Origin of the sequence: Paenibacillus sp. FSL P4-0176 (genome assembly GCF_037975265.1) — a bacterium.
In the GTDB taxonomy this organism is placed as follows: Bacteria; Bacillota; Bacilli; order Paenibacillales; family Paenibacillaceae; genus Paenibacillus; species Paenibacillus amylolyticus.
Window position 1 is genome coordinate 692619 of the sequence record NZ_CP150242.1, and the last position, 20431, is coordinate 713049.

The 20431-nt window shown below is 46.0% G+C and carries 17 protein-coding genes and 2 rRNA genes; 17 read left to right on the forward strand and 2 right to left on the reverse strand.

What is annotated here, in order from left to right:
• Nucleotides 1-199 precede the first annotated feature (199 nt).
• The 3 genes from MKY95_RS03235 to MKY95_RS03245 all read left to right on the forward strand — a co-directional run bounded on the left by MKY95_RS03235 (nucleotide 200) and on the right by MKY95_RS03245 (nucleotide 3947).
• Nucleotides 200-3125, forward strand: a 23S ribosomal RNA gene (locus MKY95_RS03235).
• 79 nt (nucleotides 3126-3204) lie between these two features.
• Nucleotides 3205-3321, forward strand: a 5S ribosomal RNA gene (gene rrf, locus MKY95_RS03240).
• A gap of 272 nt (nucleotides 3322-3593) precedes the next feature.
• A complete protein-coding gene (locus tag MKY95_RS03245) occupies nucleotides 3594-3947 on the forward strand; it encodes a FlxA-like family protein (RefSeq protein ID WP_036614240.1) in 354 nt (117 codons plus the stop codon).
• Between the two features lie 158 nt (nucleotides 3948-4105).
• Here MKY95_RS03245 and MKY95_RS03250 read toward each other — a convergent pair whose 3' ends face one another.
• Nucleotides 4106-5458: an MATE family efflux transporter gene (locus tag MKY95_RS03250; RefSeq protein WP_036614239.1), complete on the reverse strand. Its 1353-nt coding sequence runs from the start codon at nucleotides 5456-5458 to the stop codon at nucleotides 4106-4108.
• A gap of 162 nt (nucleotides 5459-5620) precedes the next feature.
• Between MKY95_RS03250 and MKY95_RS03255 the strand changes: the two genes are divergently transcribed.
• From MKY95_RS03255 to MKY95_RS03310, 12 genes are all read left to right on the forward strand, one after another.
• Nucleotides 5621-6355 (forward strand): class I SAM-dependent methyltransferase, encoded by a 735-nt coding sequence (locus tag MKY95_RS03255; RefSeq protein WP_036614235.1) that lies wholly within the window; start codon nucleotides 5621-5623, stop codon nucleotides 6353-6355.
• A gap of 230 nt (nucleotides 6356-6585) precedes the next feature.
• On the forward strand, nucleotides 6586-6831 hold the full coding sequence (locus MKY95_RS03260; protein ID WP_305955709.1) for an RNA polymerase sigma factor: 246 nt from the start codon (nucleotides 6586-6588) through the stop codon (nucleotides 6829-6831).
• A gap of 81 nt (nucleotides 6832-6912) precedes the next feature.
• Nucleotides 6913-7164: a sigma-70 family RNA polymerase sigma factor gene (locus MKY95_RS03265; protein ID WP_305955708.1), complete on the forward strand. Its 252-nt coding sequence runs from the start codon at nucleotides 6913-6915 to the stop codon at nucleotides 7162-7164.
• Entirely contained in the window at nucleotides 7161-8444 is a 1284-nt protein-coding gene (locus tag MKY95_RS03270; protein ID WP_036614232.1) for a hypothetical protein, read from the forward strand. Before MKY95_RS03265 ends, MKY95_RS03270 begins: the two co-directional genes overlap by 4 nt.
• 58 nt (nucleotides 8445-8502) lie before the next feature.
• Nucleotides 8503-8961, forward strand: a complete 459-nt coding sequence (locus tag MKY95_RS03275) for a DUF523 domain-containing protein (RefSeq protein ID WP_036614230.1) — start codon at nucleotides 8503-8505, stop codon at nucleotides 8959-8961.
• A gap of 195 nt (nucleotides 8962-9156) precedes the next feature.
• Nucleotides 9157-10902 carry a methyl-accepting chemotaxis protein gene (locus tag MKY95_RS03280; protein WP_036614227.1) on the forward strand — a complete coding sequence of 582 codons (1746 nt, stop codon included), beginning with the start codon at nucleotides 9157-9159 and terminating at the stop codon, nucleotides 10900-10902.
• Between the two features lie 211 nt (nucleotides 10903-11113).
• Nucleotides 11114-11791, forward strand: a complete 678-nt coding sequence (locus MKY95_RS03285) for an NAD(P)H-dependent oxidoreductase (RefSeq protein ID WP_036614223.1) — start codon at nucleotides 11114-11116, stop codon at nucleotides 11789-11791.
• 187 nt (nucleotides 11792-11978) lie between these two features.
• Nucleotides 11979-12401 (forward strand): MarR family transcriptional regulator, encoded by a 423-nt coding sequence (locus MKY95_RS03290; protein WP_036614220.1) that lies wholly within the window; start codon nucleotides 11979-11981, stop codon nucleotides 12399-12401.
• A gap of 166 nt (nucleotides 12402-12567) precedes the next feature.
• Nucleotides 12568-13149: an NAD(P)H-dependent oxidoreductase gene (locus MKY95_RS03295; RefSeq protein WP_036614218.1), complete on the forward strand. Its 582-nt coding sequence runs from the start codon at nucleotides 12568-12570 to the stop codon at nucleotides 13147-13149.
• Nucleotides 13150-13263: 114 nt separating this feature from the next.
• Nucleotides 13264-13575: a helix-turn-helix transcriptional regulator gene (locus MKY95_RS03300; protein ID WP_017690814.1), complete on the forward strand. Its 312-nt coding sequence runs from the start codon at nucleotides 13264-13266 to the stop codon at nucleotides 13573-13575.
• Between the two features lie 159 nt (nucleotides 13576-13734).
• A complete protein-coding gene (locus tag MKY95_RS03305) occupies nucleotides 13735-14769 on the forward strand; it encodes an LLM class flavin-dependent oxidoreductase (protein ID WP_017690813.1) in 1035 nt (344 codons plus the stop codon).
• Between the two features lie 309 nt (nucleotides 14770-15078).
• A complete protein-coding gene (locus MKY95_RS03310; RefSeq protein ID WP_036614215.1) occupies nucleotides 15079-16239 on the forward strand; it encodes an AI-2E family transporter in 1161 nt (386 codons plus the stop codon).
• Nucleotides 16240-16390: 151 nt separating this feature from the next.
• On the opposite strand, the gene MKY95_RS03315 is transcribed toward MKY95_RS03310, so the two are convergent.
• Entirely contained in the window at nucleotides 16391-16762 is a 372-nt protein-coding gene (locus MKY95_RS03315) for a metalloregulator ArsR/SmtB family transcription factor (protein ID WP_036614212.1), read from the reverse strand.
• 227 nt (nucleotides 16763-16989) lie between these two features.
• Between MKY95_RS03315 and MKY95_RS03320 the strand changes: the two genes are divergently transcribed.
• The gene (locus MKY95_RS03320) at nucleotides 16990-19332 is read left to right on the forward strand and encodes a heavy metal translocating P-type ATPase (RefSeq protein ID WP_036614209.1); all 2343 of its coding nucleotides are present in this window, start codon (nucleotides 16990-16992) and stop codon (nucleotides 19330-19332) included.
• Between the two features lie 175 nt (nucleotides 19333-19507).
• Nucleotides 19508-19894, forward strand: coding sequence for an SdpI family protein (locus tag MKY95_RS03325; protein ID WP_036614206.1), 387 nt, complete (start codon nucleotides 19508-19510; stop codon nucleotides 19892-19894).
• Nucleotides 19895-20431 lie beyond the last annotated feature (537 nt).

A 20431-nucleotide genomic window follows, 5' to 3' on the forward strand; every position in this document is an offset into this window, starting at 1 on the left:
ATGGAGCTTGTTCTTTGAAAACTAGATATCGAAACGAAACAAACGCGAATTAGAACATTCCTTTTTAGCTGAACTTGTGTTAAACAAGTTTCAATAAAAACGGTAGTCAAATTGCTTTTGTGATGGTATCGGGTGAGAGCGACTTTTGGCTTTGCGCAAGTAAAACAAGGGAAGCGAGCGACCGAAACCGGAACAAAATGGTTAAGCTACTAAGAGCACACGGAGGATGCCTAGGCGCTAGGAGCCGATGAAGGACGTGGCGAACAACGAAACTGCCTCGGGGAGCTGTAAGCAAGCTTTGATCCGGGGGTGTCCGAATGGGGAAACCCAGCTGGGGTAATTTCCAGTTACTCATAACTGAATACATAGGTTATGCAGAGGCATACCAGGGGAACTGAAACATCTAAGTACCCTGAGGAAGAGAAAACAATAGTGATTCCGTCAGTAGCGGCGAGCGAACGCGGAGAAGCCCAAACCAGAGAGCTTGCTCTTTGGGGTTGTGGGACGTCTCACATGGAGTTACAAAGGAACCGGTTAAGCGAAGAGGTCTGGAAAGGCCCGCCAAAGAAGGTAAAAGCCCTGTAGTTGAAAGTTGGTTCCCTCCGAGACGGATCCCGAGTAGTGCGGGGCACGTGAAACCCCGTATGAATCCGGCAGGACCATCTGCCAAGGCTAAATACTTCCTAGCGACCGATAGTGAAGCAGTACCGTGAGGGAAAGGTGAAAAGCACCCCGGAAGGGGAGTGAAATAGAACCTGAAACCGTGTGCTTACAAAAAGTCAGAGCCCGTTTTAGGGGTGATGGCGTGCCTTTTGTAGAATGAACCGGCGAGTTACGTTCCCGTGCAAGGTTAAGGTGAAGAGCCGGAGCCGCAGCGAAAGCGAGTCTGAATAGGGCGACTTAGTACGTGGACGTAGACCCGAAACCGGGTGATCTACCCCTGTCCAGGGTGAAGGTGCGGTAACACGCACTGGAGGCCCGAACCCACGCATGTTGAAAAATGCGGGGATGAGGTGGGGGTAGCGGAGAAATTCCAATCGAACTCGGAGATAGCTGGTTCTCCCCGAAATAGCTTTAGGGCTAGCCTCGGAAAACAGAGTCGTGGAGGTAGAGCACTGATTGGGTGCGGGGCCCGCAAGGGTTACCAAGCTCAGTCAAACTCCGAATGCCATAGACTTACTTCCGGGAGTCAGACAGTGAGTGCTAAGATCCATTGTCAAAAGGGAAACAGCCCAGACCATCAGCTAAGGTCCCCAAGTGTGTGTTAAGTGGGAAAGGATGTGGAGTTGCACAGACAACCAGGATGTTGGCTTAGAAGCAGCCATCATTGAAAGAGTGCGTAATAGCTCACTGGTCGAGTGACTCTGCGCCGAAAATGTAACGGGGCTAAACACACCACCGAAGCTATGGCTTGATGCTTTGCATCAGGGGTAGGGGAGCGTTGTATAAGGGTTGAAGGTGTACCGTAAGGAGCGCTGGACATTATACAAGTGAGAATGCCGGTATGAGTAACGAAAAGATCAGTGAGAATCTGATCCGCCGAAAGCCTAAGGGTTCCTGAGGAAGGCTCGTCCGCTCAGGGTAAGTCGGGACCTAAGGCGAGGCCGAAAGGCGTAGTCGAAGGACAACAGGTCGAAATTCCTGTACCACCGTAAGCCGTTATGAGCAATGGGGGGACGCAGTAGGGTAGTGACGCGGACTGATGGATGTCCGTCTAAGCAGTAAGGCTGATGTGTAGGCAAATCCGCACATTGTAAGGCTGAGCTGTGATGGGGAGCGAAAATTATAGTAGCGAAGGTCATGATCTCACACTGCCAAGAAAAGCCTCTAGCCAGGTGATGGTGCCCGTACCGCAAACCGACACAGGTAGGCGAGAAGAGTATTCTAAGGCGCGCGGAAGAACTCTCGTTAAGGAACTCGGCAAAATGACCCCGTAACTTCGGGAGAAGGGGTGCCCCGGTAGTGTGAATAGCACGAGGGGGCCGCAGTGAAAAGGCCCAAGCGACTGTTTAGCAAAAACACAGGTCTGTGCGAAGCCGTAAGGCGAAGTATACGGGCTGACGCCTGCCCGGTGCTGGAAGGTTAAGGGGAGTGGTTAGGAGCAATCCGAAGCTGTGAACCGAAGCCCCAGTAAACGGCGGCCGTAACTATAACGGTCCTAAGGTAGCGAAATTCCTTGTCAGGTAAATTCTGACCCGCACGAATGGCGTAACGACTTGGGCGCTGTCTCAACGAGAGATCCGGTGAAATTTTAATACCTGTGAAGATGCAGGTTACCCGCGACAAGACGGAAAGACCCCATGGAGCTTTACTGCAGCTTGATATTGAATTTGGGTACGATCTGTACAGGATAGGTGGGAGCCTTTGAAACGTGAGCGCCAGCTTGCGTGGAGGCAACGTTGGGATACCACCCTGATCGTATCTAGGTTCTAACCTGGTACCGTAATCCGGTGCGGGGACAGTGTCAGGTGGGCAGTTTGACTGGGGCGGTCGCCTCCTAAAGAGTAACGGAGGCGCCCAAAGGTTCCCTCAGAATGGTTGGAAATCATTCGAAGAGTGCAAAGGCATAAGGGAGCTTGACTGCGAGACCTACAAGTCGAGCAGGGACGAAAGTCGGGCTTAGTGATCCGGTGGTACCGCATGGAAGGGCCATCGCTCAACGGATAAAAGCTACCCTGGGGATAACAGGCTTATCTCCCCCAAGAGTCCACATCGACGGGGAGGTTTGGCACCTCGATGTCGGCTCATCGCATCCTGGGGCTGAAGTAGGTCCCAAGGGTTGGGCTGTTCGCCCATTAAAGCGGTACGCGAGCTGGGTTCAGAACGTCGTGAGACAGTTCGGTCCCTATCTGTCGTGGGCGTAGGAAATTTGAGAGGAGCTGTCCTTAGTACGAGAGGACCGGGATGGACGTACCGCTGGTGTACCAGTTGTTCCGCCAGGAGCACCGCTGGGTAGCTATGTACGGACGGGATAAACGCTGAAAGCATCTAAGCGTGAAGCCCCCCTCAAGATGAGATTTCCCAGTATGTAAGACCCCTTGAAGACGACGAGGTAGATAGGCTGGGGGTGGAAGTGCAGCAATGCATGGAGCTGACCAGTACTAATCGGTCGAGGGCTTATCCAATAGCAAGTTGTAATTCGCGTGTTTCGTTTCGAATCTAGTTTTCAGAGAACGATCTCTGAAATGTAAGCTAAGCTATGCGTTTGGTGGCGATGGCGGAGGGGTTCCACACGTACCCATCCCGAACACGACCGTTAAGCCCTCTAGCGCCGATGGTACTTGGACCGCAGGGTCCTGGGAGAGTAGGACGCCGCCAAGCAATCTAAAGACACACTTGATGATATCGAGTGTGTCTTTTTGTTTTACTATTTTACACTGGCAAACAACTAACTTACAGATGAGACGAAATTAAGATTCTTCACTTATATGAAGACTTTCAATATTATTGATCAGACTATTAATGCTGGTAGGTATATTTCCATCTGTTCGACTTCTGATTCTTAGCTCCTTCAGCAACCTTTCAGTTGAATTTAACGTACGTTTCAGTGGGATAGGGTATAGTGAAGCCAAGTAAAGAGGGGGAAAATCATAATGAATATATCTTCTACATCCAGCTCCACTACATCATACATATCGACATCTTCGAGTTCGGACAATTCAAGTAGCTTGGAGAAACAAAAGACGAAGCTTGAGGCTCAACTGGAGAAAGTGCAATCCAGCAAGGATGATGAGCAAACCAAGGAGACTAAGACCAAACAACTTGAACAGCAGATCAAGCAGATTGAGGCACAGATTGCACAGCAAAGCTCTCAAGGAGCCGGTACAACTGCTACGAAGGAGGCACCACCTGCCCAACCACCATCCAATGGAATGGGCGTAGCTACCCCTAAGGAGATTGCGAACGCAACAACAGATAGTAATGGCCGATTTGATATACGCATCTAATGACATCTGATTTAGGATAAAACAAAGCCCTGAGCGATCTATATTGATCGTGCAGGGCTTTTGTTTATTTTTCTGTTAGATTATTATGAGGTCTACCTACATTCCATCTACGTTCCATTTATTTGCTATCTGTTGCTATTATTATCTGTTAACGTTACTCAAGACTGCAACGCGTGTACTCGATCCGTTAGGGATCGTTTTCTATAGTACAAGGCTATGGTTGCGAGAACCAGCATTTCGGACAGCGGTACGGCAAGCCACACACCCGTGACACCAAAGAATGAAGGCAGGACTGCAATCAACGCAATCATGATGATCATTTCACGCGCAGCTGTAATCCAGATGGCCATTTTGGCATTACCCACAGATTGGAAATAGGTGCTCATGACAAAGTTAACACCCATAAACACATAGGCAAATGTAAATATACGTAATCCGTAAACGGCATTATCCGTTACGCCACTACTGAAGTTTCCAAAGATTTGCACGAAATAAGGTGCACCGATCTGAACAACAACCAGTAATAATAGACCGCATGCCAGAGCTGTTTTAGTGGCTAAACGTATCGTTTGTTGTACCCGTATAATCTGATTGGCACCGTGATAATAGCTGATCAGAGGTTGGGCAGCGGATGCCAGACCCAGGAAAGCCAACAATACAACACCATGAATATAGTTCAACACGGTAAAGGATGCTACACCATCCGTGCCTGCAATGCGGTCCATGGAGATATTGTGAGAGACAGAGAAGACCGACATGCCAAGTTCAGCCAGAAAGCTGGGGAAACCAATGAGCAGCAGGGAAGCCAGCAGTTTGTTGTTCCACTTGAACCGGGTGAACGTGAGATTATTTGTTTTTTTGAAAAAGTGAGTGAACAGAACAAGTAGCGCAAGAGACGCCGATACAATTGTACCGAGGGCCACACCGCGTACACCCCATTCGAGTACATACAATGTTATATAATTGATAATGATATTGGCAACAGCAAACGTAATCTGAGCGTACATGGACGTATTGGGATTCCCATCGTTTCGTACAAAGATAGAGAGTGCATTCTCAATGGTGAAAACAAACCCGAACAATAACATGATATTCATATAGTCTGAAGCAAACGGGAAGGTCTCGGCGTTTGCACCGAGGGAGTATACCAGTTTGTCTTTGAATGTAAATGCAACATATCCAATGGCTACCGTAACTAACATAATGAGCATAATGGATTTGGTGAAAATTTGTTTGGCTGAAGTGATATCTTTTCTACCCATAGCGTTGGAGTACAACGTTGCCCCGCCCATACCAATCCACAGTGACATGGCAACAAAGAGCGTGTAGACAGGTGAGGCAATGCCGATCCCGGCCATGGCGGTAGAACCCAGTTTGTGTCCAACCATAATGCCGTCGATAATAAAATTAAAAGCAACTACCAGCATCCCCAATACAGAAGGCACGAGGTAACTTATAAAAGCTTTACCTACAGATTGCCCTTCCAATGGATGCGTCCAATTCGTATTCATAATGACCTCCGTTAGTAAACTGAATGTTCATTCTGTATTTAATAATACTGAACGTTCGTTCTGTATGATAACACGCCATGAATTCTCTTGGCAACTTTTGCGTTTAAATATCGTTTATGTGATAGAGTAGGTGGATATTTATAAGGCGGGAGGAATCTCTTGATGAAACAAAATAAATACGATGAAGCTGAATTTTTCGACAACTATAGTAAGATGGCTCGTTCCGTTCAAGGGCTGGATGCAGCCGGGGAGTGGTATGAACTGCAGACTCTTTTGCCTGATTTGAAGGACAAGCGTGTGCTGGATTTGGGATGTGGTTTTGGGTGGCACTGCCGGTATGCGCGAGAGCAGCAAGCGAGTTCAGTGATCGGTGTAGATCTGTCTGAAAATATGCTTCAGCGTGCTCGTGAAATGACGGACGACCCGCAGATCCAGTACAAGCAGCTGGCGATTGAAGATATTGATTTTGCACCGGGACAATTCGACATTGTGATTAGTTCACTTGCCTTGCATTATATTGAAAGATTAGACACGGTGTACGCTAAGATCAATGATTGTCTCGTAGAAGGTGGCACATTTGTACTATCTTCCGAACATCCGATCTTCACCGCTCGCGCTGCGCAGGATTGGCATTACGGACCCGAAGGTGAAATCCTGCACTGGCCCGTGGATGATTACCATGATGAAGGGAAACGTGTGGCGAACTTTCTGAATCAGGATGTGGTTAAATATCATCGCACTCTGGCAACACATCTCAATGAACTGATTAAGGCAGGGTTTGCTATTCAAAAGGTGGCTGAATCCAAACCATCACCAGAGATGATCGAACAGGTTCCAGGCATGCGAGACGAAAATCGAAGACCGATGTTTCTGATGATTGCTGCTGTGAAAGTATAACGATGAAAATGATATGATAGACCAGAGGGCAGAAAGAAACTGAGGAAGTGGAGCGTTCGCTTAAAAGCTTTCTGATAGAGATTTCTAACTAAGCAAACTTGAAGGAATCAGCGTGTCCAGCGATGTTGAACATGCTGTTTTTTTATTTTGCTACAATAATAAGAAATAATGTCCAAAACAGGGAACCAAATCACATTAGACTCAGTCATATTAAGTGAGGTGAACAACAGTTGGATGATCAATTACTGGCACAGGCTCAGACCATAGACAATTACACACTTAGTAGCATAATGGATGACTACGGAAATGACGTCTGGAATTACGCTTATTTTCTGACCAAAAGTGCCGAACAGGCAGATGAATTGTCACAGGAGGTATTTATTCGGGCGTATTCGGGGATTGCTCATTATCGTGGAGATTGCTCACTGAAAACCTGGCTGTTGACGATTACTAGGAACACGACTTTTACATATTGAAAATCCAGATTTTTTCGTAACAGTCTGTGGGGAGAGACGTTACCCATTGAGACAGAGCATGGGGGTTCGAACCAAAGAGTCATGATTGCAGAGCAGCCTGCACATCCTTCGGCCGAGATGGAAGTGATGCGTAAGGAGCATATCCATGAAATCTGGGATATTGTTCTGGCGTTGCCAAAGAAGTTTCGGGAGATTCTTTTGCTGAATCTGAAATATGAGCTTACGACGAGTGAGATTGCTGCGATGTTGAAAATCAGCTTAGGCACAGTAAAATCCAGACTATCCCGAGGTAAGGATAAGGTACGGAAACAATGGGAGGAGCGAAGCAAATGAGACACAAGGATGAGCAGTGGGAAAAGGAAATCCGGAAGGGACCGTTTGCTTTGTCTCCTTTTACAGAGGATCACAAGCGAAAGGTGCTTCAACAGGTGGAGTGGATGAAGAAGTCGGAAGAGGAAAGCAAGGGAGATAGGTTAGAGGACAGTTCCAGGTTATCCAGGCCGTTTAGACCGCAAGTGAAAAATGCGTCACACAAGCGTCGCCTTAGAAGAGGGCCTCTTGTTGCCGGCACGGGTGCGTTGGTTATTGCTGCTGGATTGTTCCTATGGATCTGGGATGATGGACAGCTGGTGAGACCCGTGATCGAGCAGGTCTATCCGACAGCAACGTTACAGTTATCCGATGGTTTGAACACAAATCTGCTAACCGACAAAATGAAAAGAAATGTTGCAACTACGATGCGAGATGATCTGGGTAAACAGCTGAAGATTAAGAAAGTGGAAGACCTGCCTGTGTCCGGCAGAATATATGTAGAGGCTGGAAATGAAAGCGAGAAGGAGTATGCGCAGATATGGCTCGATGCGACAACAGGAAATCTGCGTGAAGTACAGATGAGACGAGAGATGCAGCCAAGTGAGCTGGAACACCGTTATCTGCGTCAAGTTCCATCCCTCTTGCAAAGTATAGGCAGCACTCCAACGCTTAAACCTGCATCAGTCCAACGTTTTGTGAGTATGAAGCAAGGGGAGTCGGAGCCAATATCGCATACGACATTAGCGTTAGAGAATGAGACTGGCGATGGTTATGGGGAGATTGTATGGCAGCAGGACAAGGCTGTCTCGATCACAGGTGACCTTAGACCTGATCAAGTATCCCAGGCAGCGCTGACGGATGCCAGAAACGCGATTGAGGCTCTGTCTGGTAAAGCCAATCTTGATCTGGTAAGAGCAAGCCGAAGCAAAGATGATGAACTTGGTAAGGATACAGTCTTTTTTTCCTTTAAAGATAACTACTTTGTACAGATGACCGAAGGAAAAGCGGGCATGGGTTATACGGTTGGGGATGCTAATCACTATGAGCAAGACTTTGCAGACTGGGAAGAAATAGAGGCTTATTATCAGGAACTATATAACATACAGGAGTCTCTTCTTAGAGGAGAAGTAGAACCTATAATTAAAAAAATATTTAAAATGGATCTTCAAGCGTATAAACTTCACCGTAATCCTGACCATCCAGGCATGGTCACATTTGAACTGGAGTCGAGCAAGGATGTTTTTCAGGTTGAATATAGGGAAGATGGACGGATCAAGATGATCACCAGAGGCGAGTTATAGGGCTGATCTTATATGTTACAATTTACTTCATAGATGGAATGTGTATAAGGAGATAACGATGAAATATTTGGTGAGTTCATGTCTGGCAGGGGTAGCTTGCCGTTACAACGGAACAGCGAGTCTGGAAGAGAAGATTCAGGAGCTGGTGGAGCAGGAGCAGGCTAAGATGGTATGTCCGGAGCTGCTTGGCGGATTCTCCACTCCACGGGAAGCGGCTGAAATTATCGGTGGCACGGGCAAGGACGTGCTGGCAGGCACTGCAAAAGTGATCGAGAAAAGCGGCAAGGATGTCACAGAGTTGTATATTAAGGGAGCCTATCAGACGCTCGAATGGGCGCGAGAAATGAATGTATCGTGTGTGGTACTGAAGGAGTTTAGTCCGTCCTGTGGTACAAAGATGATCTATGATGGGAATTTTGCCAATCACAAGGTAACTGGAGAAGGTGTCACCTCAGCATTGCTGCGACAAGAAGGATATACCGTCATTTCTGAAAATGAATGGATGGAGCAACTATAGGTCGAACAGATATCGTTTCATATTCACAGAAAAGCCGCTGGATTATATCCTGGCGGCTTTTCTGTTGTCTCCCATTACTTTTCTCATCAAATGAATAAAGTCGATTTTCCTGAAATGCTAACAAACAATATGGATACATACGATATAGATATAAGATATATAAGGCTATCTACTATTTAAAGTGGGGGAATAATCATGTCAATTCAGTCTAAGCCAAAAAATAAGAAAGGAAATAAACTCAAAAATATGAAATTAACAACAACGATGGTCATCATGACTGTAATTAGTCTAATCGGTTTGTTTACTGTTTTTCTGATTGGGATTTTCGGAATGAACGAAGCAAAAACGGGACAAGGTATCCTCTACAATGACCGCTTCCAGCATCAAACCAATGTTCTTGAATTGAAAAGTAATTTCTATAATATGCGCGCCAATTATACAAAGGTTCTTGATAATGCAGAGTATACCGACAAACAGTACGATCAGGTTCAGAAAGGTAAGAAGAGTATCACGGATGGTTTGAATGAATTTTCAGCAAGAACATTGGATACCAAAGAAAAAGAGATATTTGCAGATTTGGTAGCAAAGATGGATACATATTATCAGGATATTGAGCAAATCATGGATACCAAAAAGATGTCGGGCACCTACGATAGTGATGAGAGAGGAAGAATTAACAAAAGCAGTACAGCGATTGTGGAGACGATCACCCTTTTGAGTGCGCATAACGAAGAAGAGTCAGCCAAGCTCTATGCGGATACACAGGAAGTAATTCAGCAACGAGCATTGGTACTCGGTTCGGTTCTTTTGTTTTCACTTGCAGCACTCATTCTTATTTCATTTGTAGTGATTCGCAGTATACGTCAACGAATGAAAGCTATCACCCGTTATTGTGAAGAAATAACACAAGGCAACTTAACGGCATCCTTAGATCCGCATCTAACACAGGGAAATAATGAGATAAGTGTCATCGCACGAGCTATTCGTACAATGACCGATTCCACAACAAATGTCATTCGTGGTGTAGTTCAGGAATCTCATCATATCAACCAGGTTAGCGATCTTACCAACCAGAACATGGCTGGTCTGAATGAACGAATTCGTGAAGTATCAGCTACAGTTGAAGAGCTCTCGGCTGCAATGGAAGAGGCTTCAGCCCATACGGAAAATATGAATCATTCGGCTGCGGAGATGCAACAGGGAGCTGAATATATATCGGAACAGACATCTAAACAAGCAGAGTCCGCCTATGTGACCAGCACGAAGGCTGAAAAGTTGAAGCAGGAAGCCCGCGAATCGAGCCGAGCAGCCATAGACATGTATGATCATACGAGTAAGAAGATGTCAGAAGCGCTGGAACGTGCAACAGCTGTAGATCAGATTGGTATATTATCTCAATCCATTTTGGATGTTACGGCGCAGACTAATCTGCTTGCACTCAATGCATCCATTGAAGCTGCAAGGGCTGGAGAAGCAGGTAGAGGTTTTGCGGTTGTTGCAAGCGAGATTCGAAAGTTGGCTGATGATTCCAGACAGGCTGCCGATCAAATTCAGCAGGTCACGGAAGAAGTTATGCAGTCTGTGACCAATCTGTCCTCGAATGCTAAAGAGTTGCTATCCTTTATGTTCAATCAGGTTGGCAAAGATTATAAATTATTGGAGGATACAGCTGAACAGTATTATGTCGATTCCCTTGATCATGCCAATGCAGTTAAAGATCTCAATGCAACCTCACAACAAGTGACTGCAAATATCAAAATACTAGTGGGCTCCATTCACGAAATTGCATCAGCCAGTGAACAATCAGCCGCATCCAGTCAGGAAATTGCAGGACATATGGTTGCCTCTGCTGCGCAATCTGTGGAAGTAGTTAAACAATCTGATCAAGTCAAGGATAGTGCATTAAATTTGAATAAGCTGGTTCAAGATTTCAAGATTTAAAAGGAAAAAGAGTCATAGATAATCCACTAGGGCCATGTATGCCCAGTGGATTATTGCTGTCTTTCATCCAATACTTACTTTTATAAACCAAGAAACAATAATGTGCGTACTTTTAATTTATACATATAGAGCCTAAAATAATACTTGAGATGAAACCACTTAAACATTATTGTTCAACATAAAAAAAGTTATAAAAAGGACGTGGAGCTCCATGGAAGTTACAGCAAAGTCAAAGACAAAGGAAGACATCTTAAAGGCGTATCATTTCCGGCATGCAACAAAGATATTTGATGATACCCGCAAAATCTCGGATGAGGATTTCCAATTTATATTGGAAACAGGCAGATTATCTCCAAGTTCCATTGGCCTTGAACCGTGGAAGTTTCTGATTGTACAAAATCCAAACCTGCGTAAGCGTCTGTCCGAAGTCTCTTCCGGCGCTCAAAAGCAATTGGCTACAGCAAGCCATTTTGTTGTTATTTTGGCCCGATCAGATGCCAGTTATAATTCTCCCTATGCGGAGTACATGTTGAAGGAAACAAAGGGAATGCCTAATAACGTATTTGAGCTAACAAGTGAGGCTTATGGAAAGTTTCAAAATAACCAGAAAATTCTGGATAATCCACGATCATTATTTGACTGGGCATCTAAACAGACTTATATTGCACTTGGCAACATGATGACGGCGGCAGCTCAGATCGAGATTGATTCTTGTCCAATCGAAGGTTTCAGCCGTGAGGGCGTCCACCGTATTATGGAAGAAGAGGGCTTGCTGGAAAATGGCGCATGGGGCGTCTCCATGATGGCAGCCTTCGGTTATCGGGCAGAGGAGCCCCAGCGTGAGAAGTCCCGACAATCCGTTGAGAAAATCACGCAATGGATTAACTGAATTCAGCATGAATCCAACATGAATTCAAAAAACGATTAGCTAAGATCTAACATTATAGATCAGGATCAAAGTAGAATCGAAACAGCCCGATATTTTCTACATGTTAGCAGGATGGAAAATATCGGGCTGTTTTTCTTTTTTATAAAAAGAACTTGAAATTACATAGATGTCTATGTATAATGAGGTCATGCCTAAATACAACGCAATTGCACTGATTGCAAGAATCAGAGACCATGTCAACAAACGGATTGTACACGAATTGGAACAGCATGAGGTAACAGGGATTGTTCCTTCTCATGGAGATGTATTGATGTTCTTGTACCGGGAAGAGACGCTGTCGATCAAGATGTTGGCTGAACGTGTTCAACGCACGCAACCAACGGTAACGGTACTGGTCAACAAGCTGGAGAAGCTTGGCTATGTTGAACGCAGCAAGAGTGCCGAAGATAGCCGAGTGACGATGATTCGCCTAACCGAACAGGGGAAGCGACTCGAACCGATCTTCCATCAGGTATCAGAGCAGATTAATGACATCATCTATAGTGGTTTGTCCAACGAACAGTCGGAGCAATTGGAGAGCTTGCTATCCATTATTGTCCGAAAGTTATAATGAATGAACTCTTCTGTCTGCAACCCTTCCAGATTTGACTGGGGTGGAGGCAGAGGAGCCCAAATATTTTTTACCCATATACATAGATATCTATGTATATGGGAGCGTATCAATGTAACCCCATTTTCGCAACCTAACTTAAACCAAACCTGGAGGGATTCACACTATGAAACATCTTATCGTATATGCTCACCCGCACACAGACAGCTTGAATAACGCAATCCTCAATACTGCTGTAGAAGCTCTCAAAGCTCAAGGCCATGAAGTAGTCGTTCGTGACTTGTACAAACTTGGATTCCAACCCGTACTGACTGAAGCTGACACAGCTTCCATGCGTGCAGGACAGACACCACAGGATATCGCAACAGAGCAACAGTTTGTTACAGATGCAGAAATTATCACATTCATCTATCCGATCTGGTGGACAGGTCTTCCTGCCATTATGAAAGGATATGTTGACCGTGTATTCGCTAATGGTTTTGCATATGCAGCGGGTGAAGCGGGAATCGAGAAATTGCTGACAGGCAAAAAAGGACTCATCATCAACACACATGGTACACCAAGTGAAATTTATGATCAGATTGGCATGACTGCTGGACTGAAATTAACTTCAGACGTAGGTATCTTCGATTTTGTAGGTATTGAAGCCGTAGATCATCTGCTCTTCGGTAGTATTGGATACCTGGATGCACCCGCATATCAAGCCATGTTGGATCAGGTTAAACAGACGATTACAACCAATTTCTAATATGGATGTTGAATCCAGATGAGGATTCCATATAATACCAGACCGACTCGATCATGAGTCGGTTTGTTTGTTCATGTGTTTGCAAAATGGATGAAAGGGGGTATAATCGTACCCATGGAACCTATACTTATATTTAAAGCATTATCGAACGAGACACGTAGACAAATCCTGTTGTGGCTCAAAAACCCGGAGCAACACTTCCCACCGCTGGAACTATCTCAGCATCCGGATGGTGGCAAGAACGGAATCTGTGTTGGCACGATTCAACTGAAGGCTGGACTGGCTCAGTCGGTTATATCCAGTTATCTGCTGACTATGCTCAAGGCAGGGTTGCTGCTCTCCGAGCGCAGAGGACAATGGACGTATTATCGGCGCAACGAGGAGACGATCCGTCAGTTTGCCGAGTACGTACAGAACGAGTTATAAGCCGGATGCCGGAACGGAAGCTAGGATGCATATGCAGGCAGGGATTCCGTCCGGATGTAAACGGCTAGTTTATGAACACATCACCATATCCAGTTGTGATTTAATTAATCTATATATCTGGATATACAAAAATATAATCATCGAGGAGATTAAACGATAATGACTACAGAAAATACGGCTTCATCCCATAAAGAACATATTAATGACGTTAAGCTTTCCATCCTGGATCTGGCTCCCGTCGTTGTGGGTGCAACACCTGCTGATGCTTTGCGCAACAGTCTCGATCTGGCACAGCATGCAGAGCGTTGGGGATATCACCGTTACTGGGTAGCTGAACATCACAACATGCCGGGTATTGCTTCTTCCGCAACTTCGGTTGTTATTGGATATCTGGCTGGTGGAACCAAAACGATTCGTCTGGGTTCAGGAGGCATCATGTTGCCTAACCATGCACCGCTTGTCATCGCTGAGCAGTTTGGTACTCTGGAATCCTTGTATCCTGGCAGAATTGATCTGGGACTGGGTCGCGCACCAGGTAGTGACCGCCGTACATCGCTTGCACTACGCAAAGATCTGAACAGTGGGGAAGATTTCCCTGAACTTTTGGCAGAACTTAGAGCATACTTTGATGCTTCGGCGACGTCTTATCATGCACCTGTTCGCGCAGTTCCTGGAGAAGGGTTGAATATTCCAATTTACCTCTTGGGGTCCAGTGATTTCAGTGCACGTCTGGCAGGTCAGCTGGGATTGCCGTTTGCTTTTGCCAGCCACTTCTCGCCCGATTACACCCGGATTGCATTAGAGACGTATCGAAACAACTTCCAACCATCTGAAAGCTTGAAGGAGCCACATGTGATTGTTGGTGTCAATGCTGTTGTTGCGGATACAGACGAGGAAGCAGCATGGCTGGGTACAACGATGCAACAGCAGTTCCTGAACATTATTCGCGGCACAACGGGATTAGTACAGCCTCCGGCAGAGATGGAAGGCAAATGGACGGATCGTGAGAAAGCTGGTGTTGAGCAGACGCTGAAGGCAGCTGTTAATGGTTCACCAGAAACCGTACGTGGACAGTTGGAATCTTTCATTCGGCAGACGCAGGCAGATGAGCTGATTATTACGTCGATGATCTATGATCATAAGGCACGTCTGCATTCCTATGAGTTAATCGCACAATTAGCGGGGAAAGCTTAATCTTCATTTTTCAGCGTAAAAGCTGGATTAATAGTAGGGTATAGTTACAAATTTACGGTTCGTCTCCCAGTGAGGCGAGCCGTTTTTGAATAGGGAGAATTTGCAAATGATTCGTGTGGGGCAGAAGACTCATTTTGGGGTAAAATGACTTTACCGGTTTAATTTGAAACGGTTAAACAGCACCATACGTATAAATCCAGAGTGTTATACATATGTTGGCTTGTACAAGGTATTTTTTTCGTGTGTGGGCATTTATTTAGCTTTATAGTTTAGTTTTGATTAAGGGTCATAAGAGAGGACGACACGCCTATGGAGCAACCTGAGCAACCCCGCGTTTGGCCGGAGCGGTTCAAACGATTTTTTCTTAACAACAAATTTGTCCTATTTCTACTGATTCTGCTGTTGGTGGGACTGAACGTGATGGTTCTGACCAAAGTATCCTTTGTTCTTCATCCGCTCGCAGTACTCATCAAAACCATTGTCCTACCTATTATTCTGTCAGGCATACTCTATTATCTGCTTAATCCGATTGTGGATGTGATGGAAAGGTGGAAAATCAAGCGCGGCTGGTCCATTCTGATCCTGTATCTTGCGATTGGAGGCATTCTGACCGTCGTAGTGCTGGCAGTCATTCCGGTTGTGCGTAACCAGATTGTGGGGCTGATTGAAAATTTCCCAACCTACAGTGAGACGGTAAAACAGCAGTTTGAGGAGCTTACGGGCAGTAAATTGTTCGGTCAGTTCCAGGAAACGGTGAATCTGAATTCGCAGGACTGGTGGGGAACAATCTCCCAAAAGGCTACTGAAATTCTGAACTCGACCTGGACCAAATTGGGCGGATTCCTCGGAGCTTTCACTGAGACCGTGCTGTCTATCGTAACGGTTCCATTCATTCTGTTCTATCTGCTGAAAGACGGCAAGAAGCTGCCAGCGAAAATTCTGTCTTTCCTGCCGATCAAGAGCCGTACGGGCGCAATGCATGTGCTGGAAGACATCAATCACCAGATCAGTTCATTCATTCGTGGACAGATTATCGTCAGCTTCTGCATCGGTATTCTGCTCTACATCGGTTATATGGTCATTGGTCTGGATTATGCATTGATTCTTGCAATTATCGCATCGTTCACAAGTGTTGTTCCGTATCTGGGACCTGCAATTGCGATTACACCAGCATTGATCGTGGCACTCGTCACTTCTCCGGTGATGCTGCTGAAAATGGTTGCCGTATGGACGATCGTACAGTTAATTGAAGGTAAATTCATCTCACCACAGATCATGGGTAAAACGCTGAAAATCCATCCTATCACGATTATCTTTGTCATTCTGACTTCGGGTAATCTGTTTGGAGTCGTGGGCATTCTGCTCGCTGTTCCAGGATACGCGGTGCTCAAAGTATGTGTATCACATATCTTCAACTGGTTTAAGGACAGATCGGGCCTGTACGACCCGAACAAGAACAATCTTTTATAACCGAAGTGGCAAGCTCCAAGAGATAGTTAATCAGAAGATTTAGTCACTTTGTATCCTGTATAAAACGGTACCCTTACCAAGAAGAACCCCCGTCCATCGGCATACAGCCGAGAGGCGGGGGTTCTTCTGCATGAACAAGCTTGGCTGCTGCCTAGCTGTGTTTGATATGCTGGAGCGTTTGCAGGAAAATCTGCTCAATATGAGCATCATCCAGAGAGTAGTACACCGTCTTACCTTCCTTGCGCCGCTTGACGATCCGCATGTTACGGAGTGAACGCAGCTGGTGTGAAATGGCCGACTGTCCCATGTCGAGCAGAACCGTCAGGTCATGAACACATAATTCCTTCTGTAACAGCGCATCAATAATACGTAGACGTGTGGGGTCGCTGAATGCCTTGAACCAATCTGCCATCTCGGAAGAGGTCTCCCGATCTATGAGTGAAGTACGAATCGTCTGCACGTCGGCTTCAGTACCTGAGCAGGCTGCATCACATTCACTTGGTGCTTTAACCGGTTGTTCCATTTCCTATCACCGCCTATGTTAACAACTATAGCTCTATTATATCCAAAACCCGCCTAAAGCGAAATGATTACTATTAGCATAATCTGTATGAAAAATCAACAACGATTGTTGACACTCATGTTTAGGCGTGCATATAATAGGGGTAACCAAACATATGAATGAGTGCTCATATATTGAATACAATTGAAATATAACATCGTTTTTGTACTGCAAAGGGGAGAATTCACATGGGAACCGGACAGGAACAGGTGAAAAGGGAACTGCTACTTGATGGATTGGATTGTGCGAACTGCGCATTAAAGATCGAGAATGGCGTCAAAAAAATTAAGGGCATTAACGAATGCTCTGTCAATTTTGTTACCAAAACATTATCGCTACACACCACTTCCGACATGGATGAACAGGTAGTGGAAGAAGCAAAGCGCAAAGTGCTTCGGCTGGAGCCGCATATTCGCATTTCGGAAAAAGGAAAACACGTGAACGGACATGTGCACACCCATACAGGGAGTGCAGCTGGTGCGCATAACCACAGTCATGACCATGTCGGACATAATCATGGACACTCACATAACAAACACTCGCATACTCAAGATCATGGACATTCGCAGGGCCACGCACATGGTCATGTGCATGAGCACGGAGGTCATGCTGGACATGATCACATCCATACCCATGATGATACCCATGCAGGCCACTCGCATGAACATGGTGCAGGACAGACAAAAGTGTTGCTTGCTCGTCTTGCTGCAGGTTCTGTGCTGCTCGCAGCTGCAATCTGGTCGCCGCTGGAGGGCTGGGCACAGTTTACTCTATATGCGCTTGCTTATCTGATTGCCGGGGGAGATATCGTGCTCCAGGCATCCAAAAACATCATCCGCGGTCAGGTGTTCGATGAATACTTCCTGATGTCCGTCGCTACCTTGGGTGCTTTTGCCATTGGAGAGTATCCGGAAGGGGTAGCGGTTATGCTGTTCTATCAGCTCGGGGAGCTGTTTCAGGGCATGGCGGTTAATCGGTCACGTAAGTCGATTCAGTCACTGATGGACATTCGCCCGGACTATGCGAATATCCTGACGGGTTCGGGTGAAGAGACCCGACGGGTTTCTCCAGAAGACGTACGGATTGGTGATCGAATTGTAGTGAAAGCGGGCGAGCGAGTACCGCTGGACGGTATCGTAAGAATTGGGCGTTCCATGGTGGACACTTCTGCTCTGACAGGGGAATCGGTACCTCGTGAGCTGGAGCCCGGAAGTGATGTACTGAGTGGATTTGTGAACAAAAATGGTATGTTGACGATTGAAGTTACCAAAACGTTTGGTGAATCAACGGTATCCAAGATTTTGGACCTGGTGCAGAACGCGAGCAGTCGGAAAGCGAAAACAGAACATTTTATTAGTAAATTTGCTCGTTATTACACACCGGTTGTTGTTATCCTTGCAGCCGTGATTGCATTTGTTCCGCCGTTGATACTTAGTGGTGCAACATTTGCCGATTGGATCTATCGTGCATTGGTCTTCCTGGTTATATCATGTCCTTGTGCGCTGGTGGTCTCTATTCCACTTGGATTCTTTGGTGGTATCGGAGCAGCTTCACGTAACGGGATTCTTGTCAAAGGCAGTAACTACCTTGAAGCGTTGAACGATGTGAAAGTTGTTGTTTTTGATAAAACGGGTACACTAACCAAAGGTGTATTCAAAGTAACAGCCATTCATCCCGAAGGTGGACGCACGGAAGAAGAACTGATGGAGCTTGCAGCTATTGCCGAAGCCAATTCTAATCATCCGATTGCCGAATCCATTCGCGCAGCTTGGGCCAAAGCCATTCCCACGCAAGGTGTGGAAGGTTATGACGAAGTTGCCGGACATGGGATTAAGGTGAGCGTCGATGGTCGGGAAGTGCTGGCAGGCAACGCCAAATTAATGAAGCAGGCGGGTATATCCTATACCACCCCGGAGACAGCCGGAACGATAGTCCACGTGGCTGAAGCTGGCACGTATGTTGGTCATCTGATCATTGCCGATGAAGTGAAGGATGACGCAGCCGCAGCCATTCAGGCGCTGAAGAAACTCGGCATTCGCAAAACGGTCATGCTGACAGGTGATGCCAAAGCCGTAGGTGAAGCGGTAGGACGTGAGCTGGGTGTGGATGAGGTCTACGCTGAATTGTTGCCACAGGATAAAGTCGAGCGGCTGGAGCAACTGGAAGCTGCCAAATCTCCGAAGGAAAAAATGGTGTTTGTCGGTGACGGCATCAACGATACACCTGTGCTGGCACGCGCCGATGTGGGCGTGGCCATGGGTGGACTTGGTTCAGATGCCGCGATTGAAGCGGCTGATGTGGTCATCATGACAGATGAACCGTCGAAACTAGCGAGTGCAATCCGCATTGCTAAGCGTACACGAATGATTGTATGGCAAAATATCGCGTTTGCTCTGGGGGTTAAAGCGATCTTCCTGTTACTCGGTGTGTTTGGCATAGCTACCATGTGGGAAGCGGTATTCTCTGATGTCGGTGTTACGGTGCTGGCTGTCCTGAACGCCATGCGTGTACTTCGTGTGAAGAATATCTAAGTTTACGAAACGATCCAGGCGGCTCTTCGTATATACGTAGAGCCGTTTTTATATTTTTATGTAGATAAGTCTAACCAGACATTTACACGAGAACGGAGAGGACAGAGATGACCTGAAGAAGCGAAGCTACCATCGCAGGTTATTCTGTCATCGGAGTGTCAGTGTGAGCAGGTCTATGGAAGACAACAGTGAAGGGGAGAACGTTTTGACAGGAGCAGTATTAGGGATCATCATTGGAGTGTGTTATTTCATTCTGGGGTTGATGGTGTTCAAAAAACCACCGAAAATGATTAACGGAATATATGGTTATCGGACCCCGCGTGCAATGAGTAATCCCGAGTTATGGGACGAAGCGCAAAGTTATAGCGCCAATCTGATGATGCAATTTGGTGTGATTATCACGATATTCGGCATTATCGGTCTCTGGCTTACAGATGTACGAGCTTTGGTTCTGAGTCTGGTTGCTACAGGATTCTATACGTTTAGATTGTTTACCAGAGTTGAAGGCCGGTTGAAGCAAATGCAGCGTGCTCAACAGCAACAGAATGAGCAGAACGTTTAAGGTAAAGTGAATGAATAGTGTACAGAGGAAGACCTGCGTGTGAAGCGGGTCTTTTTTGTATGTACCAATCACGGCGACTAGTTAAGTGGTGAAAGTCCGCTGTTGGGGGAGTTAAGAACCCATAGGCAAAGAGCAAGGGTATCCATCGCGAGGTGGTATCCGTCGATGAAAGTTTCTAAAACAGTAGGAAGCACAGCTAAACTTCGGAAAGGAGGGATTAACGCAAAAGAAGAGTGCGGAACGCGAAGGATATGGTGGAACGTGCAGTCATGTAAAGATAACCGAAACGGACAGCACCAACGTAAAGATTCATAGGAAAGGCTGCTTGAGAAAATGTTAAAGCAAACACGGCGGAATTCTGTTTGAAGCGTAGAAATACCCAGTCCAAAAATGAAATTTGTACAGCCTAATTTTCAGTCCTTATGCGAATGAACGCTAATCTAACTTGGCTAACCATGAAGAGGAAGAGAGTAGGGCTTATTAATAATATAAAGTTCCCATTAGTAATATTATCTCAATCAAATAATAATCAAACAG

What these genes read in the sequence shown, in the direction of transcription:
- MKY95_RS03300 (WP_017690814.1), top strand. Translation starts at nt 13,264, where the DNA reads ATGGAACCTATACTTATATTTAAAGCATTATCGAACGAGACACGTAGA.
- MKY95_RS03270 (WP_036614232.1), top strand. Translation starts at nt 7,161, where the DNA reads ATGAGACACAAGGATGAGCAGTGGGAAAAGGAAATCCGGAAGGGACCG.
- MKY95_RS03285 (WP_036614223.1), top strand. Translation starts at nt 11,114, where the DNA reads ATGGAAGTTACAGCAAAGTCAAAGACAAAGGAAGACATCTTAAAGGCG.
- MKY95_RS03310 (WP_036614215.1), top strand. Translation starts at nt 15,079, where the DNA reads ATGGAGCAACCTGAGCAACCCCGCGTTTGGCCGGAGCGGTTCAAACGA.
- MKY95_RS03265 (WP_305955708.1), top strand. Translation starts at nt 6,913, where the DNA reads ATGATTGCAGAGCAGCCTGCACATCCTTCGGCCGAGATGGAAGTGATG.
- MKY95_RS03295 (WP_036614218.1), top strand. Translation starts at nt 12,568, where the DNA reads ATGAAACATCTTATCGTATATGCTCACCCGCACACAGACAGCTTGAAT.
- MKY95_RS03245 (WP_036614240.1), top strand. Translation starts at nt 3,594, where the DNA reads ATGAATATATCTTCTACATCCAGCTCCACTACATCATACATATCGACA.
- MKY95_RS03275 (WP_036614230.1), top strand. Translation starts at nt 8,503, where the DNA reads ATGAAATATTTGGTGAGTTCATGTCTGGCAGGGGTAGCTTGCCGTTAC.
- MKY95_RS03325 (WP_036614206.1), top strand. Translation starts at nt 19,508, where the DNA reads ATGGAAGACAACAGTGAAGGGGAGAACGTTTTGACAGGAGCAGTATTA.
- MKY95_RS03290 (WP_036614220.1), top strand. Translation starts at nt 11,979, where the DNA reads ATGCCTAAATACAACGCAATTGCACTGATTGCAAGAATCAGAGACCAT.
- MKY95_RS03305 (WP_017690813.1), top strand. Translation starts at nt 13,735, where the DNA reads ATGACTACAGAAAATACGGCTTCATCCCATAAAGAACATATTAATGAC.
- MKY95_RS03250 (WP_036614239.1), bottom strand. Translation starts at nt 5,458, where the DNA reads ATGAATACGAATTGGACGCATCCATTGGAAGGGCAATCTGTAGGTAAA.
- MKY95_RS03255 (WP_036614235.1), top strand. Translation starts at nt 5,621, where the DNA reads ATGAAACAAAATAAATACGATGAAGCTGAATTTTTCGACAACTATAGT.
- MKY95_RS03280 (WP_036614227.1), top strand. Translation starts at nt 9,157, where the DNA reads ATGTCAATTCAGTCTAAGCCAAAAAATAAGAAAGGAAATAAACTCAAA.
- MKY95_RS03320 (WP_036614209.1), top strand. Translation starts at nt 16,990, where the DNA reads ATGGGAACCGGACAGGAACAGGTGAAAAGGGAACTGCTACTTGATGGA.
- MKY95_RS03315 (WP_036614212.1), bottom strand. Translation starts at nt 16,762, where the DNA reads ATGGAACAACCGGTTAAAGCACCAAGTGAATGTGATGCAGCCTGCTCA.